A 15,013-nucleotide genomic window follows, 5' to 3' on the forward strand; every position below is an offset into this window, starting at 1 on the left:
CCCTTGCCTCTGGCTAACACTTCCCCTTGCCGGGTGTGTAGAGGACTTTCACCTCCAAGTCACCAGCGTGGCCACCACAGCCAGACTGGTTGCGCTTACGCGCAACGCGCCATGCCTGGCGCACCCATAAAAAGCCCAACCTGAAAAGATTGGGCTAAATCATTGGAAAATATGGTCGGGATAGCTAAAAGCTACTTCGCGGCATATTTCGTGCTGTGCGGATCTTTAAGCTTTGCCTGCAACAGCCCCCACTCACGTCGAATGATCGAGTAAGGGATAAAGATGCTGATCCTCTCAGCCCCCTTTACGCCGGGGTGAAAGCTCATATCGTGCAGTGTGGTGGAGTAGAAACCCATATTGATACCGACAATACTGCCGTCACTGGCGATGACTGGCCCACCCGACATCCCCTTGATCGTCGGGGCATCATTGATGGCATAGCGATCGCCGCTGTGTTCATCGGTATTGATGAAAGGCGCTTCATACACCTTGCCTTTCCCGGTGACGGTCGCCAGGTACGGGCTCGCCCCAACGGCAGTGATGTCCTCGCCCACTCGCGGTGCGCGCCATGACGGGCAGAGACCGTTGGCCTTGTGCTGGATGAAGACGAGGTCGCAGCCAGTGCTGCAGCTGTATTTCACGTTTTGGATGAGTGGGGTGTGGCGGGTGGTGACGGCGTAGTCCTCGTTCCATTGCACGGCCGAGGCCATGTATAGATACGGCAATGGAAAACCTGAGAAGACTAAAAAGTATGAATCGTTAGTAGGCCCCGAAAAATCGGGTTTTACGATGCCGTTGCATCCTGCAGTTACAGCTCCTATTAAAAAGTAGGCCATGATCTTGATCATGATGTATCACCGACTTAATAGGGAGGATGTGAATGCGACTGTTTTTTATTGTCAGATTTTTGTCTTTTGTCGGAATGTAGTTCTCCCCGCCACTTGGTCTAGTTGGGCACATTGTTATTTATGGCTGAAGTTGTAATAGAGCGTATGAATGAATCGTGCTAAGGCCAATCGCTTTTAAATCCATCCAAATGAGTGCAAATATTTGGCGCCTGGAAAATGGCGGAAACATGGATAAAAGAAAGGAGCCGCTATCGGCTCCTTGATTAAGTTAGGGTCTTTGGTTTATCCAATCCGCCCTTGGCGCCGGGGACATCAAGCATACTGTGCATGCGCCCATGTGTTTCTCCAGACATAAAAAACCACCGCAGTGGACTTGTTTAATATTATTTAGTAGGCCGTTGGGGTTAAGTAGTACTCACACACTCCCCGGTGTCAGGATAGTTATCGCCTCTCCGGTTTTTCCTAAAAAAAGCATATCGGGGGCGGAAAGAGACTGGTCGTGCCGTACTATTCACCTGAACGCAGAGCCGCATTACTCAAGATGCTGCTTCCCCCACTGAACCTGTCGATGGCCGAGGTTTCCCGGCGCGAAGGGGTCAGCGAAATATCTTTGCCCAACTGGCGCAAGCAGCTCAGCTCTGAAGGAAGTGCAGTGTCCGAAAACAAGCAATCGACTCAGAACTGGTCAGCCGAAACCAAGTTTGCTGTCGTCCTTGAAGCGGCCGGTTTGTCCGAGATCGACCTGGGAGAGTATTGCCGCCGCAAAGGCCTTTACCCCGAACAAATCACGGCCTGGCGACAAGCCTTCATCACCGGCCAGAACTCGGAAAAGGCCCAGCAAAAAGAAGATCGGGAGCAGTCCCGCAAAGATAAGAAACGAATCCAGGAACTTGAGCGCGAACTGCGCCGCAAAGACAAGGCGCTCGCTGAAACAGCCGCGTTAAAACGCTGACCGTCCAAGATCTAGCCAAGGCCTGGCTGTTATGGCGTGGCGCGCAAAGACGGCAATGCTGAATTGCAGCGCCGTTTTAACAAGGACCTATTCCCGGCACTTGGCAAGACAGCAGTGAGCAGTGTGTCCGAACACGATATTCGGGCGCTGATCCGGGCCGTGGTCAACCGCGGCGCTCACCGGCAAGCCATCAGCTTCTTCGCCGACCTCAATCAAATGTTCAGCTGGGCTAGAAAGCGTCAACCTTGGCGGGCTCTGTTGGTCGAGGGCGATCCGACCGAGCTGGTCGACATCACCCCTTTGATTCTTGCTGACTATGAGGCCGAAAGAAGCCGCATTCTTTCGCCCGCTGAGTTGCTGGAACTGCATAACCGCTTCCAACAAATGACCGCCGATTACAACGCCCTCCCCGCCGGGCAAAAGTACGAAGGCATTCGGCCGTTAAAGAAAGAAACTCAACTCGCGCTTTGGATCAGCCTGGGCACGCTGTGCCGGATTGGCGAGTTGCTGCAGGCCGAATGGAAAAATGTCGACCTGGACCAGCAGACCTGGTTCCTCCCCAGTGAAAACGTCAAAGGCACTCGCGGCAAGAAGCAGGACCACCATGTCTTTCTCTCCCCTTTCGCCCTGCATTTCTTTCAGAAACTCAAGACCCTCACGGGAGACTCCCAGTGGTGCTTTCCGAACAAGCTGGATGATGGGCATGTGGACGTAAAAGTGGTGAGTAAACAGGTCGGCGATCGCCAGGCCCGGTTCAAAACCCGTAAGGCTCTCTCCAGACGGCGTCATGACGATACCCTGGTGCTTGCCGACGGCCAGAACGGGGACTGGACGCCGCATGATCTGCGCCGCACCGGCGCGACCATGATGCAGGCTTTGGGGGTCAGCCTGGACGTCATCGATCGCTGTCAGAACCATGTGCTGGCCGGCTCTCGGGTGAGACGCCACTACCTGCATCATGATTACGCCGAGGAGAAGAAACGCGCTTGGAACTTGTTGAGCGATCGGCTCAGTGCCGTGCTGTCTTCAACCTACGAACACCCACCGACTGAGTCGATGATGTCTTTTCCAGCGTACGCCGTGACGGGATTACTACCGCCTTCATAAGTCGGCTTCTTTAGTGCTGCGTCTTCATAGCGTCGTAGAGATCGCCGAGCGCTTTCTTTAGCTCGATTCCAGCCCGTCATGACCGGCAGAAATCGGCTATACGGACATTTTGTCTAGGGTGTCCTGCAATGCGGCAGCTTCGCCTCATTCCAATGCCGAGACCGATACCCAAACAACCGAACCAAGGCTAAAACTATTGGAAGGGGTTCAACCCTCGTTGAACGGCAGGCCTCGCTTCGATGGCGTGAAACCATTGCGATAAGCGTGGATGGCTCTTCCAGTCCAAGCGGTCGCGAACTGATGCTACGATTTTGAAGGCAGAAATATCCGCCATAGACAACTGATTCACGGTCATGAAGTCATCCGTAAGAAAGTTCTCCGCAAAAATGAGCTGCTCAATGACGCGCTTGTTTATCAGGGCGGCTGCATCGTTCAATCCCACCTAACGTAGGAAGAATCCCGCGTGGCTGGGAGCAATATCGCCGGTAAAAAATGAAGTAACGGTCAAACACCCTGACGGTTACAGGGCCTTATTCAACGTTAGGCTACGGCTCGCGGTGACCGGAGAAAACCTGACGCAGTTTCCAGGATCAATTGACCTCCACAACCTCGCTGACCTGTATCACCGGCGCGATATCGGTATAGTTTCCGATGTCCTGGTATATCTTTTCTGCATGCGGCCCGAAGCTTTTCTGGAAGGTTTCAAATGATTCGCAGAAAAGGTGGCACATACCAATATAGGGCGGTTGGGTGCCTGGCAGCCCTCCTGAAATCCCCTTGTCTATCGTGAACTTTCTCAAGCCCTCCCCCATGAACGAACTCACCAGTGGCAGGTGGGTATCGCGATAGTAGTCATGGTCAAAACGGGCATTTTTCTGGTACGGGTACAGAACACTGATTTTTATCATCGAGTCCAACTCCATAAGTTAGAACAGCTTTTCATTCAATGGTCTTGATCTTGGTTTCAATACGCCTCAGCTATGCGAAGCCCAGAGCCTCAAGGATGACCATTTCCGTGTACTAAGTGTGCGAGAAGTTGGTGTCTCTTTAACAGGTGCGGAAGGGACAAGGTGGCACCCAACCGTTAACCCGGATTCGCCCAACCGAAGTGCTGATCAAGATCAAAGCCCGCCCGCTAGGTTCTGACCTGCATAACCCTACAGCGGACTGTGAACACCCGACTGTTTGATTGACCGAATCGCACCTGTTTACACGCAGGAGCCGATGCCATATTCAGCCCTTCAAATCTCCGATCATTGTGCCGTTTTTACACCATGAGCCCGGCAGCCCGGAAAATTGAGCAGGAAGGTTCCGCCATGACGACATTGATCACGCCATATCAGGTACCTGAGTGGGTTCAGGGCACAATGCTAGGCAGTAGCGATGCTCAGGGGTGGCATGGGGTAATCCAGCGTTCCTATCAACTAGAGGCCTGGGAGGTGGCGGCGCCAGCGATCGATCATTACGCCATCATGCTTCAACGCTCGAACAAACCCGCAGCCCTGCAGCGTCGATGTGCTGGAGGATGGCAGCGAAACACGTTCTCCCCGGGCGATATCTCGCTCTTGTCGATCGCTCAGCCAGCCCATTGGCGATGGCAGGAAAGCCTGGACGTGTCTCATATTTACCTTAGCCGGGAACTGTTGTTAAACGTCTCGCGGGAGGTGACGGGCCGCAACGTTAGTGCAGTCCGACTACACGATTTGTTGGCGATCCGAGATCCTGTCCTTACCTCGATTGCCTTGGCAATAACGGCCGAGGCGCAAAGTCCGGCAGCCGGGGGAGCCATGTATGCCGAGGCCCTCGCGACTCAGATGGCCGTGCACCTGCTCAGGCATTATTCAAACCTTGAGTTCCAGGCGGACCGTGCCTCGCTCAAGCTTGACGGTGCCCGAATGCGTAAACTTCATTCCTACATAGAGGCACATCTGGAGAACCCCCTTTCCATCGCGAACCTTGCGGATCAGGTCAACATGGGCGTATGGGCATTCTCGCGTGCGTTTAAGGAGGCCACAGGCAGCCCTCCTCACTTGTACGTTTTAAACGAACGAGTAAAGCGAGCGCAGACTCTGCTGGGCTGCGTAGCCTTGCCATTAAAAGAGATCGCCCTGCAATGCGGTTTCTCGGACCAGGCCCACATGTCACGCCTGATCAAGGCCAGGCTCGGCGTCACACCCGGGCAGTTGCAACGCAGCGCTTTAAAGCCTGTGGATGCAGATCGAATCACCTGAATATTCAAAGATCCCCACCTTTCGCTTCAATACCTCACCTCTGGCCCTTTGTAGGCTTCGATCAACCGGTCAACAGGCACGTTCCCTGAGCCGGTTGTCATCGACATTTCGCCGATTATAAAAACAATAGCTGGAGGATGTATGGAAAGCACCAATGCGCATCGCGCTTCTTCTGTGGCCGCTCAAGACGTACAGGTTTATGACACCGTGATCATCGGTGCCGGGATTGGCGGCCTGTATCAACTATACAAACTGCGCGAGGCCGGGCTCAGGGTCATTGCCGTCGATGCCGGCACCAGCGTGGGTGGCACCTGGTATTGGAACCGCTACCCCGGCGCTCGAGTCGACTCTCCGAGCCATGTCTACCAGTACTGGTTTTCGGAAGAACTCAACAACGCCTGGAACTGGAGAGAACGTTTTCCTGCGCAGCCCGAGACAGAGCGCTACCTGAACTTCGTCGCTGACCGCTATCACTTGCGCAAGGATATTCAGCTCAGTACCCGGGTGCTGTCCTGTGTGTTCGACGAAGGTAAAAGTCGTTGGCGGGTAAGGTGCTCGAACTGGACGATTGAAGCGCGGATGGGGCACGGCTGCATGCGGGGCTCAATTCGCATTCGACTGTTTTTTCAACCGCGCCAGTCAGTGCGCCTGGCCACTAAACCGGTCAGTTCTGGCCGAATACGAAACAGACGCCCCGACGCAGGGGCATTGCCCAGGGTTTCCATGGTCAGGTCGTGACGTGAGCTGGTGATGTACAACATGTCTTTGTTCGGCCCGGCAAAAGCCAGATCGGTGGGGCTTGGCACCGGCAAGCCGATCGTCCGGTCGAGCCCACCGTCTTCGCTGAAGCGCACCAGGCTCCAGCCATCACGCAAGGTCGTCCACACGCCCCCTTGATCATCCAGCGCCAAGCCGCTCAAGCGACCCGAGCCTTTGGGCAGAGACGCGAACCGTCGAACCGAGCTTGCACCCGCCTGCATGACGAACAAAGTGCCGGAGTCCGGCCCCACGGCAAACAACGACTCACCTTTCGCATCCCAACAGAACGCACTGATGCGCTCCTGAAATTGCCATGACGAGCGCAATTCGCCTTGGGTATCCAGCTCACCGAGCGTGCAGCCGCCTGCGTTGCTCCGACAAGCCCAAAGCGTGCCAGAGGGATGACAGGCCAGGCCAAGCAGTTGCTTGCCAGGCCAGTTGACCAAAGGATGCTCTTGCCCTTGCTTGTCGAGCAGTGACCAACCGTTGGCATGGGCGATCAGCAAACCATCGCGATGCAGTTCCATGGCACAGATTGGGGCATCGAGTCGGGCAAAAATTCGTTCACCCTGTGCATCTAGCACCCAGATTGCCGGGGCCAGGGTGTCCGCCCAATACAGTCCTTGGCTCGCTTCACACCAACGGGGAAAAGCGCCATTGAATGACCAGGCGCCCTCCACCAACTCGACTTCACTGTCGGTGATGCGCACGCTGGATTCACTCAGCTGCGCCCCCACCCGCCGCGCCGCATCGGCCAGTTCCGGGCCCAGCAATTCGAGGCGATCGAGGGTCAGCCGGTAAGCGGGTCCGGCTACACTCAGCGCGCCGCGAACCTTGCCCGCATTGTCACGAATGGCCGCAGCGACACAGCGTACCCCCAGCACTATTTCCTCATCGTCGATGGCATAACCGCGGGCCCGGGTGATCTTCAGTTCGGTGTGCAAGCGACGCCGATCAATGATGGTCAGCGGGGTAAGCGCGGTGAGGGTCAGCCCCTTGAGAATTTCTTCGCGGCTGACTTCGTCCAGCGCCGCCAATATTGCCTTGCCCTGCCCTGTGCAGTAGACCGGCTTGCTCTGACCTAATGCGGCGGCCGAGCGCTGACTGTGTGCCCCGTCGCAACGCTCCAACGACATGACCTGATTGCCATCGAGTACCGCGAGATAGGACGTTTCGCCTGTCAGGTCGCGTAACGAGCGCAACTCGAAACTGGCGGCGGCCACCAGATCCGGCATCAGGTAGGCGTTGCGCACCAGTTCCAAATAGCGGAACCCCAACCGATAAACCTTACGCACCGGATCGCGGCGAATCATGCCGCGCTCGATCAAGCTGGCAATGATCCGGTACAGCGTGGTGCGTGGCAAACCCAGTTGGGCGCCGAGATCGGCCTGAGACAGGCCGGTAGGTTTTGAACCAATAGCCTCAAGCACATCCATGGCTTTTTCGAGGGCGCCAGTGCCGTCAGAGGTCGTAGTCATCACAAATTCCCACTCGTTGGAACAAACAGGTCTGCGCAGGATAAACGTCGTTTTCCGCAAGTCAATTAAGTCCTAGCATCGAATTCAACCTAAGAACAAACACTGAAACAAAGTCCCAAATTACGGGAATTACTATCCAGATGTGCACTGCATTTTGAGCTGCATGACTCAGCCAGGAGAACAAGAATGACGCAGATCCACCAATACGCTGACGCGTATGACAATTCCGCGAACCGCAAGGTAACGGTCAGCGATGAAGTGCTGAGCATGCTCGCCGGTTGCAGCAGCGGCTCGCTGACCACCCAATTGTTCAAACTCGGTTTCCGTCAGCCCGCGCTGGTCGGCCTGCGCGCCCTGAGCAAAAACATCAAACCCTTCGCCGGGCGCGCCTACACCATGCGATTCATTCCGGCACGGGAAGACATCGACACCTACGGCACCATGACCACCAAGCCTAATGGCGACAACCTGCAATGGCAGGGTGTAGAGCAGATTCAGCCGGGAGATGTGCTGGTCATCGACAGCCAAAATGATCCGCGCGCCGCCTCGGCCGGCAACATTCTGGTAACCCGTCTGCTGGCTCGCGGCGCCAAAGCGATCATCACCGACGGAGCCCTGCGCGATGGCAGCGAAATCGCCGCCCTGCCGCTGCCAGCCTATGCCCGGGAAATCACCGCCACCACCCGTATCTCTTACCACCATGTCGCGGACTTGCAGGTGCCCATCGGCTGCGCTGGCGTCGCCGTGTACCCGGGCGATGTCATCGTCGGTGATGCGGACGGCATCACCGTGGTTCCCGCGCACCTCGCTGAGGAGCTGGCCGAGTACTGCTCGGTTCAGGACGATCTGGAAAATTACCTGGCCATGCGCATCGCCTCTGGCGAAGCCTTGTGGGGTATTTATCCGCCAGGCCCGGAGGCCATCGCCGCTTACCATGCCTGGATCGCTGACGGTCGCCAGCCGATCCCGAGCATCATCGCTCAGCAGGAGGGCAACTGATGTCAGCCCCTGTCGAACACCCATACGCCGCCCTGATCCGTCGTTACTTCGCCGCCTGCAACGCCGCCGACCACGATGCTCTGGTGTCATGTTTCACCCCGGACGCCGTGCACTACTTCCCCGCAGGCCTACCGGAAATCCCATGGCGCAGCGCCGAAACCATCGCCGCCAAGTGGGTTTGGTGCGTGGAGAATCTGGGCTCGCAGTGGACCATCGAAAAAATCCTGGTCAGCCCCGACAGTCCAGAGGCGGTGATCGAATGGACCCACTGGAAAGGCAAGCTCGGCACCGCCTTGCGTGGTGATGAGTGGTACGTATTTGACGAGCAAACCGGCCTCATCAAGGAAATCCGCGCCTATTACGCTTCGCCAGCCGACCGGGAGGTGACGATCAACGAACTGGTGGACTTCGATTACACCGGCCGTGGCTATCACTTGGAACCCCAAGGGAATCGCTCATGAGCAGTCCTGAAATCACTCTGATCGATCATGCCGTAGCAGCAGCGGCTGACGCGGCAAACTTCTGGGCCGAGTCGAAAGCCGGCCTGCGTATCCAGTTGCTCAACGGCCTGGCCGACGCCCTGGAACAGCATCAAGTCGAACTGATCGCCGTCGCCGATGAAGAAACTGGCCTGGGTGTCGCACGCCTGACCGGCGAAGTGGCTCGAACCGCTTTCCAACTGCGCGGTTTTGCCGATGCGGTTGAAGCCGGCATGCCTTACGCGGTGATCGACGACCAGGCCATTGCCGGTACACCACCCGCCGGTCGGCCGCGTCTTACTCGCGTGCAGCAGGCGCTGGGCCCAGTGGCGATGTTCTCGGCGAGCAACTTTCCATTCGCTTTTTCCGTGCTCGGCGGCGACACCGCATCAGCCCTGGCCGCTGGTTGCCCGGTGGTGGTAAAAGCTCACTCCGGCCACCCGCAACTGTCCCGTGCCGTGCACGAAGTGGCGCTGGGTGTACTCGCAGCACAAGGTTTGCCGGCAGGTTTGCTGGGCTTGGTGGAAGGTGCATCCCGCGCCGCCGGTGTGCATCTGGTGCAACACCCGCACATTGCCGCCGTGGCCTTTACCGGTTCCTATCAAGGTGGCACCGCCTTGTGGAAAGTCGCCAACGAGCGGTCACGTCCGATTCCGTTCTTTGGCGAACTGGGCTCGATCAACCCGCTGCTGGCGCTGCCGGAAATCCTCGAGCGCGATGGTGAGCATCTGGCCAAGTCGCTGGCGGCATCCATCACCCTGGGCTGCGGCCAGTTCTGCACCAGTCCGGGTGTGATCGTGCTGTTCGACCATCCGGCCAGCGAGCGCTTTATCGAGCAGTTCGCCGCGGCCCTGCAGCCCTTGAGCACTCACCGGATGCTGACGCCGAGCATGCGCCGCGGCTTCGATAACGGCGTCGCTCGCCTTCAACAGGCCCCTGCCGCTCGGCCTCTATTGCAGCCACACGCTGATACCGAAGGTCCGGCGCCCAGGCTGTTCGCCGTCGATGCCCAGGCCTTTATCGAGGATGCGCACTTGCGCGAAGAAATCTTCGGCCCAGCGGCGGTTGTGCTGAGGGTCAGCTCCGTGGCGCAGGCCATCGACGTACTGAATGCCATCGGTGGCAGCCTGACCGCGACCCTATGGGGTTTCGATCAGGCCAGCGAGGACAACCTCGCGCTGATCCGCACTGCCCGCCAGATCGCCGGGCGGGTGTTGTTCAGCGGTGTGCCGACTGGCGTGGCCGTCACTGCCGCACAGCAACACGGCGGACCGTGGCCAGCCTCGACCCAACCGCAAAGCACCTCGGTGGGTTATGCCGCACTGGAACGTTTCCTGCGCCCAGTCGCGCTGCAAGACGCCCCCACCTGGCTGCTCGACGAATAAGGAGTCCGCAAAATGATGAAGCACATTGTGATGTTCCGCCGCCTGCCCGGCATGGAGCAAAACGTCGAACTGGAAACGCATCTGATCCAGTGGATGCGCGACCTGCCCAAGGACATCGATTTTGTCCGCGACTGGAAAGTCTCGGCCAATGAACTCGATCGGCCGATCTGCTGGGACTACCTGCTGGAATCGAGCTTCGATGACGCCGACGCCGTGCAGCGTTACCTCCCCCACCCGGCCCATGTGGCGCTGATCACCGAACTGAAGACGTACTTCGAGTGGGTCGCCATCGATTACACACAGGACACCGATCGACAGGCCGCCTGATCACCCACCAGCGACGCGGGTATTGCTTGCCCGCGCCACTGGCGCACTCGCGACAACAATAATTATATGAGGCACAAAATGAACAATACTGAGCGCTATGCGCTGGCCGGTTCCCCCGACCCGTCTGCGATTGCCGGCGCAAGTGCTGGCCACTCTGCTGCTGCGAGCCCCGCCGTGGCCAAAACCAGCTACCGATTCCTGATACTCGCGCTGATCACCATCGTGCTGGCCCTCAGCACCGGTGACCGCGCTGCACTGTCGGTGGCCGGCACCGATATGGGCAAGGAGCTGGGCATCAGTTCAGTGGAAATGGGCTACCTGTTTTCCGCGTTCAGTTGGGCCTACGTGATCTTCCTGATTCCTTCCGGCTGGCTGACCGACTGGATCGGCTCCAAGCGCTCGATGATGCTCGCCGTGGTGGTGTGGTCCTGCTTCACCGTGATGATGGGCATGGTGCACTTCATCGGCATGGTCGTTCCTCTATTGCTGGGGCTGCGCTTTTTGCTGGGTGCTGCCGAATCCCCCGTCGGCCCGGCCTCTGGACGGATCATCGCCGCGTGGTTCCCCTCCTCTGAACGGGGCGTTGCCGGGGCGATTTTCAACAGTGCTCAATACCTCTCGCTGGCGCTGTTCACGCCGATCATGGGATGGCTGTGCTACCGCTTTGGCTGGGAATACGTGTTCATCATCATGGGCCTGATCGGCCTGGTGATCGGCGCGGTTTGGTGGAAGCTTTACTACCTGCCCATCGATCATCCGAAAATGAATGCCGAGGAGCTCGAGTACATCCGCGCGGGCGACGGTCTGGTGGACCTCGAAGGACTCAAGGCCAAGGCTGCACAAAGCAAGGGCATGAAGCTTGGAGAAATCGGCCAGTTGTTTCGCAGCCGCATGCTAGTGGGGATTTTCATCGCCCAGTACTGCATCACCTCGATCACCTGGTTCTTCATGACCTGGTTCCCGATCTACCTGGTCAAGGAACGTGGCTTCGACATTCTCCAGGCCGGTTTCGTCGCGGCGATCCCCGCGCTGTGCGGCTTGGTGGGCGGTGTCTCCAGCGGTTTCATTTCCGACCGACTACTGAAGAAAACCGGCTCTCTGAGCCTTGCCCGTAAAACCCCGATCACCATCGGCCTGTTGCTCAGTTCCAGCATCGTGCTGTGCAACTACGCCGACAGTGCCTGGCTAGTGGTGGCGCTGATGAGCGTGGCGTTCTTCGGCAAAGGTTTCGGCTCCCTGGGCTGGACCGTGGTGGCAGACACCGCGCCAAAAGAGTTGATCGGCACCACCGGCGGCGTGTTCAACGCCTTTGGCAATACTGCCGGGATCGTCACCCCGGTGGTGATCGGCTACATCCTGCAAAGCACCGGTTCCTTCGAAGGCGCGCTGATCTACGTCGGCGCCCATGGGCTGCTGGCAGTCCTCAGCTACTGGCTGATCGTCGGCAAGATCAAGCGTTTCAAACTGAACAGCGCATCCTGACAACAAGGCGTGAATGAGGTACTCCCGATGAAAATGATTTTCCGCTGGCACGGTCCGAACGACCCCATCAGCCTGCAATACATCAAGCAGATTCCAGGCCTGTACGGCATTGTTTCCTCGCTGTACGACATGCCACTGGGCGAAGTCTGGCCGGTGGATCGCATACAAAGCCTGCGCAGTGCCGCCGCGGTCCACCACCTGAAGATGGACGTGGTCGACAGCTTTCGTGTGCATGAAGAGATCAAGCTCGGCAAACCGGGTCGCGAAGCGCTGATCCCGCACTACATCGAAACGCTCAAAAACCTTGCAGCCAGCGGCATCAAGATTGTCTGCTACAACTTCATGCCGGTGTTCGACTGGACCCGCACCCACATGGAGTATCAACTGCCGGACAGCTCCAACACCTTGGCCTTCGAAGCCGCGCTGGTGGACAAGCTCGACGTCTCCAGCGGCGTGATTCCGTTACCGGGCATTGGCACCAAGTATCCGCCTGAGAAACTCCAGGCGCTGCTGGAAGAATACAAAGGCGTCAGCACCGAACAGATGTGGAGCAACCTTGAGTACTTCCTTGGAAAGCTGGTGCCCGTGGCCGAGCAACTGGGCCTGAAATTGGCGCTGCATGCTGACGATCCGCCCCGTTCAGTGTTCGGCCTGCCGCGCATCATCAAGAACATCGAAGACCACCGGCGCGTCCTCGACATCATCGACTCGCCGGCCAATGGCCTGACACTCTGCAGCGGCACCATCGGCTCGGACCTGAACAACGACGTACCAGCCTTCATCAACGAATTTGCCGCCCGTCAACGGGTGCACTACGTGCATCTGCGCAACGTGAAAGTTGCCGATAACGGCGACTTCTACGAGTGCGCTCATCCGACCGAGTGCGGTTCCCTGGACATGGCGGAAATCATGCGCGCCCTGCATGACGCCAACTTCGGCGGCTACGCCCGGCCGGACCACGGTCGCATGATCTGGGGTGAAACCGGCGTACCGGGCTACGGCCTGTACGACCGAGCACTGGGCATCATGTACCTGCAAGGCCTGTGGGAAGGCATCGCCAAACAGAAAAGCAAAGCCATCCTCAAGTCCCTCAGCGCCGTGGCCTGACGCACATGTCGATGGGCACACAGCCCATCGACAGCCCGATAACAAGAAGTGGAGAGTTCCATGACTGCCCGAGAAGTCAGCCCCGTCATTCGCCTCGACCCTGCCGACAACGTCGTGGTCGCCCGTGTTGCCATCGCCATCGATACGCCGATCCCCGATGAAGGCGTGACGACCCTGCAAGAGGTACCGCTAGGCCACAAGATCGCTACGCGCATGATCGAGAAAGGCCAGCCGGTGCTCAAGTACAACACGGTCATCGGTTACGCCAGCGAAGACCTGGCGCCTGGTACCTGGATGCACAGCCACAACATCGCCTTCGGCGAAACCGATCGCGACTATCGCTACGGCCTCGATTACATGCCCACCGACCTGCTGCCCCCCGACCAGCGTGCGACCTTCCAGGGCATCGTGCGCAAGGACGGACGCGTGGCAACGCGCAATTATCTGGGCGTGTTTGTGGTCGGTAACTGCGGCGCCACCGTCGCCCGGAAAATTGCCAACCACTTTGACGAACAACGCTTGGCCGATTACCCGAACATCGACGGCGTGGTGCCGTTCGTTCATGAAATCGGCTGCGGTATGGAAATGACCGGCGAACCCATGGACCTGCTACGCCGCACCATCGCCGGGCATATCCGCCATGCCAACACCGCAGGTGGCTTGCTGATCGCTTTGGGTTGCGAGCGCAACAATATTTACGGTTTTATCGAGCAGGAAAAACTCGAGATCAATGACCTGCTCAAGACCCTGGTAATCCAGGACGTCGGCGGCGTGAAAAGCGCGGTGGCACAAGGCATCAAACTGATCGAAGCCATGCTGCCCGAAGCCAACCGGATCAAGCGCGAGCCGGTGTCGGCCGAGCACTTGATGATCGGTATGCAATGCGGTGGGTCCGATGGCTTCTCGGGACTGTCGGCCAACCCGGCGCTGGGTGCGGCAGTGGACATTCTGGTGCGCCATGGCGGCACGGCGATTCTCTCCGAGACCTCAGAGATCTTCGGTGTGGAACACACTCTGACGGCGCGGGCAGTGACCCCGCAGGTCGGCCGCAAACTGATCGAGCGCATCGAATGGTGGCTCAAGTACAACGAAGGTCGCGACACCCAGATCAATGGCCGGGTTAGCCCTGGCAACAACGCCGGCGGCCTGGCCAATGTTCTGGAAAAATCCCTCGGTGGCGCCAAGAAAGGTGGCAATGCACCGCTGATGGAGGTCTACGAATACGCTTATCCGGTCACCACTCACGGCCTGGTGTTCATGGACACCCCCGGCTATGACCCAGTGTCTGCGACCGGCCAGATAGCCGGCGGCGCCAACATGATCGCCTTCACCACCGGACGCGGTTCGTGCTTCGGCTCAGTCCCCGCGCCAACCTTCAAGCTCGCCAGTAATTCACCCATGTTCAACCGCATGAGCGACGACATGGACATCAACTGCGGGCAGATCATTGATGGCGACAAGAGCATCAAGGAAATGGGCCAGGAGATATTCGAACGCCTGCTGACCCATGCTTCCGGCGAGAAGACCAAGAGCGAACTCAACGGCCTGGGCGAGGATGAGTTCTGCCCGTGGCAGATCGGCGTGCTGGCCTGATAAACCGCTTCACCCCACAACGGTTCCAAATAGCACCCCCCCAAACAATCAACCTTACGCGCGAGATCGAGGCGGATCATGCCGCGCCCGATCAAGCACACCCATGGCATTTTCGAGGTATCCAGTGCCATTAGAGGAAGTCGTTGCCACTTATTCCCACAAGTTGGAACAAATAGATCAGCGCAGAAAAAACCTCGTTTCCCACCCGTTAATTAAGTCTTAGCATCCAATTCAACGTGAGAACAAACACCAAAACAAAGTCCCAA

General features: G+C 58.0%; 12 protein-coding genes and 3 pseudogenes. 11 read left to right on the top strand and 4 right to left on the bottom strand.

From position 1 onward, the window contains the following. Positions 1 to 191 precede the first annotated feature (191 nt). Positions 192 to 848, bottom strand: coding sequence for a trypsin-like peptidase domain-containing protein (locus tag ACN1C3_RS16090; RefSeq protein WP_419116765.1), 657 nt, complete (start codon positions 846 to 848; stop codon positions 192 to 194). A 499-nt stretch (positions 849 to 1,347) separates the two neighbouring features. Between ACN1C3_RS16090 and ACN1C3_RS16095 the strand changes: the two are divergent. Together ACN1C3_RS16095 and ACN1C3_RS16100 are read left to right on the top strand one after the other, a co-directional pair. Then, positions 1,348 to 1,791 (top strand): annotated as a pseudogene (locus ACN1C3_RS16095) (transposase); the annotation flags it as partial. Beyond that, positions 1,782 to 2,907, top strand: a pseudogene (locus ACN1C3_RS16100) (tyrosine-type recombinase/integrase); the annotation flags it as partial. The pseudogenes ACN1C3_RS16095 and ACN1C3_RS16100, both read left to right, overlap by 10 nt. 193 nt (positions 2,908 to 3,100) lie before the next feature. Here the strand turns inward: ACN1C3_RS16100 and ACN1C3_RS16105 are convergent. Together ACN1C3_RS16105 and ACN1C3_RS16110 are read right to left on the bottom strand one after the other, a co-directional pair. Next, positions 3,101 to 3,437 (bottom strand): annotated as a pseudogene (locus tag ACN1C3_RS16105) (glutathione S-transferase family protein); the annotation flags it as partial. Positions 3,438 to 3,497: 60 nt separating this feature from the next. After that, positions 3,498 to 3,815: an EthD family reductase gene (locus ACN1C3_RS16110; RefSeq protein WP_419116766.1), complete on the bottom strand. Its 318-nt coding sequence runs from the start codon at positions 3,813 to 3,815 to the stop codon at positions 3,498 to 3,500. Positions 3,816 to 4,223: 408 nt separating this feature from the next. On the opposite strand from ACN1C3_RS16110, the gene ACN1C3_RS16115 reads away from it, so the two are divergent. Continuing rightward, positions 4,224 to 5,138 (top strand): helix-turn-helix domain-containing protein, encoded by a 915-nt coding sequence (locus tag ACN1C3_RS16115; RefSeq protein ID WP_419116767.1) that lies wholly within the window; start codon positions 4,224 to 4,226, stop codon positions 5,136 to 5,138. Positions 5,139 to 5,279: 141 nt separating this feature from the next. Beyond that, positions 5,280 to 5,876 (top strand): NAD(P)-binding protein, encoded by a 597-nt coding sequence (locus ACN1C3_RS16120; protein WP_419116768.1) that lies wholly within the window; start codon positions 5,280 to 5,282, stop codon positions 5,874 to 5,876. Here the strand turns inward: ACN1C3_RS16120 and ACN1C3_RS16125 are convergent. Further along, complete coding sequence (locus tag ACN1C3_RS16125; protein ID WP_419116769.1) at positions 5,765 to 7,375, bottom strand: IclR family transcriptional regulator domain-containing protein; 1,611 nt, start codon at positions 7,373 to 7,375, stop codon at positions 5,765 to 5,767. The two genes, ACN1C3_RS16120 and ACN1C3_RS16125, sit on opposite strands and share 112 nt — an antisense overlap. Before the next feature lie 186 nt (positions 7,376 to 7,561). Here ACN1C3_RS16125 and ACN1C3_RS16130 point away from each other — a divergent pair, with 186 nt between their 5' ends. The 7 genes from ACN1C3_RS16130 (at position 7,562) to ACN1C3_RS16160 (ending at position 14,747) form a co-directional block, all read left to right on the top strand. Continuing rightward, entirely contained in the window at positions 7,562 to 8,374 is an 813-nt protein-coding gene (locus tag ACN1C3_RS16130; protein ID WP_419116770.1) for a ribonuclease activity regulator RraA, read from the top strand. Then, on the top strand, positions 8,374 to 8,835 hold the full coding sequence (locus ACN1C3_RS16135; RefSeq protein ID WP_419116771.1) for a nuclear transport factor 2 family protein: 462 nt from the start codon (positions 8,374 to 8,376) through the stop codon (positions 8,833 to 8,835). Before ACN1C3_RS16130 ends, ACN1C3_RS16135 begins: the two co-directional genes overlap by 1 nt. Then, a complete protein-coding gene (locus ACN1C3_RS16140) occupies positions 8,832 to 10,238 on the top strand; it encodes an aldehyde dehydrogenase (NADP(+)) (protein ID WP_419116772.1) in 1,407 nt (468 codons plus the stop codon). Before ACN1C3_RS16135 ends, ACN1C3_RS16140 begins: the two co-directional genes overlap by 4 nt. Before the next feature lie 12 nt (positions 10,239 to 10,250). Continuing rightward, positions 10,251 to 10,565, top strand: coding sequence for a Dabb family protein (locus ACN1C3_RS16145; RefSeq protein WP_419116773.1), 315 nt, complete (start codon positions 10,251 to 10,253; stop codon positions 10,563 to 10,565). A gap of 78 nt (positions 10,566 to 10,643) precedes the next feature. Further along, entirely contained in the window at positions 10,644 to 12,047 is a 1,404-nt protein-coding gene (locus ACN1C3_RS16150) for an MFS transporter (RefSeq protein ID WP_419116774.1), read from the top strand. Between the two features lie 27 nt (positions 12,048 to 12,074). Next, positions 12,075 to 13,154: a mannonate dehydratase gene (locus tag ACN1C3_RS16155; RefSeq protein ID WP_419116775.1), complete on the top strand. Its 1,080-nt coding sequence runs from the start codon at positions 12,075 to 12,077 to the stop codon at positions 13,152 to 13,154. A gap of 60 nt (positions 13,155 to 13,214) precedes the next feature. Next, positions 13,215 to 14,747, top strand: a complete 1,533-nt coding sequence (locus ACN1C3_RS16160; RefSeq protein ID WP_419116776.1) for a UxaA family hydrolase — start codon at positions 13,215 to 13,217, stop codon at positions 14,745 to 14,747. Positions 14,748 to 15,013: the final 266 nt, after the last annotated feature.

It is taken from the genome of Pseudomonas sp. H11T01 (assembly GCF_048515765.1).
GTDB lineage: Bacteria > Pseudomonadota > Gammaproteobacteria > Pseudomonadales > Pseudomonadaceae > Aquipseudomonas.

Coding starts and splice junctions, on each gene's coding strand:
- ACN1C3_RS16110 (WP_419116766.1), bottom strand. CDS start 3,815: ATGATAAAAATCAGTGTTCTGTACCCGTACCAGAAAAATGCCCGTTTT.
- ACN1C3_RS16160 (WP_419116776.1), top strand. CDS start 13,215: ATGACTGCCCGAGAAGTCAGCCCCGTCATTCGCCTCGACCCTGCCGAC.
- ACN1C3_RS16150 (WP_419116774.1), top strand. CDS start 10,644: ATGAACAATACTGAGCGCTATGCGCTGGCCGGTTCCCCCGACCCGTCT.
- ACN1C3_RS16115 (WP_419116767.1), top strand. CDS start 4,224: ATGACGACATTGATCACGCCATATCAGGTACCTGAGTGGGTTCAGGGC.
- ACN1C3_RS16145 (WP_419116773.1), top strand. CDS start 10,251: ATGATGAAGCACATTGTGATGTTCCGCCGCCTGCCCGGCATGGAGCAA.
- ACN1C3_RS16155 (WP_419116775.1), top strand. CDS start 12,075: ATGAAAATGATTTTCCGCTGGCACGGTCCGAACGACCCCATCAGCCTG.
- ACN1C3_RS16125 (WP_419116769.1), bottom strand. CDS start 7,375: ATGACTACGACCTCTGACGGCACTGGCGCCCTCGAAAAAGCCATGGAT.
- ACN1C3_RS16140 (WP_419116772.1), top strand. CDS start 8,832: ATGAGCAGTCCTGAAATCACTCTGATCGATCATGCCGTAGCAGCAGCG.
- ACN1C3_RS16135 (WP_419116771.1), top strand. CDS start 8,374: ATGTCAGCCCCTGTCGAACACCCATACGCCGCCCTGATCCGTCGTTAC.
- ACN1C3_RS16090 (WP_419116765.1), bottom strand. CDS start 848: ATGATCAAGATCATGGCCTACTTTTTAATAGGAGCTGTAACTGCAGGA.
- ACN1C3_RS16130 (WP_419116770.1), top strand. CDS start 7,562: ATGACGCAGATCCACCAATACGCTGACGCGTATGACAATTCCGCGAAC.
- ACN1C3_RS16120 (WP_419116768.1), top strand. CDS start 5,280: ATGGAAAGCACCAATGCGCATCGCGCTTCTTCTGTGGCCGCTCAAGAC.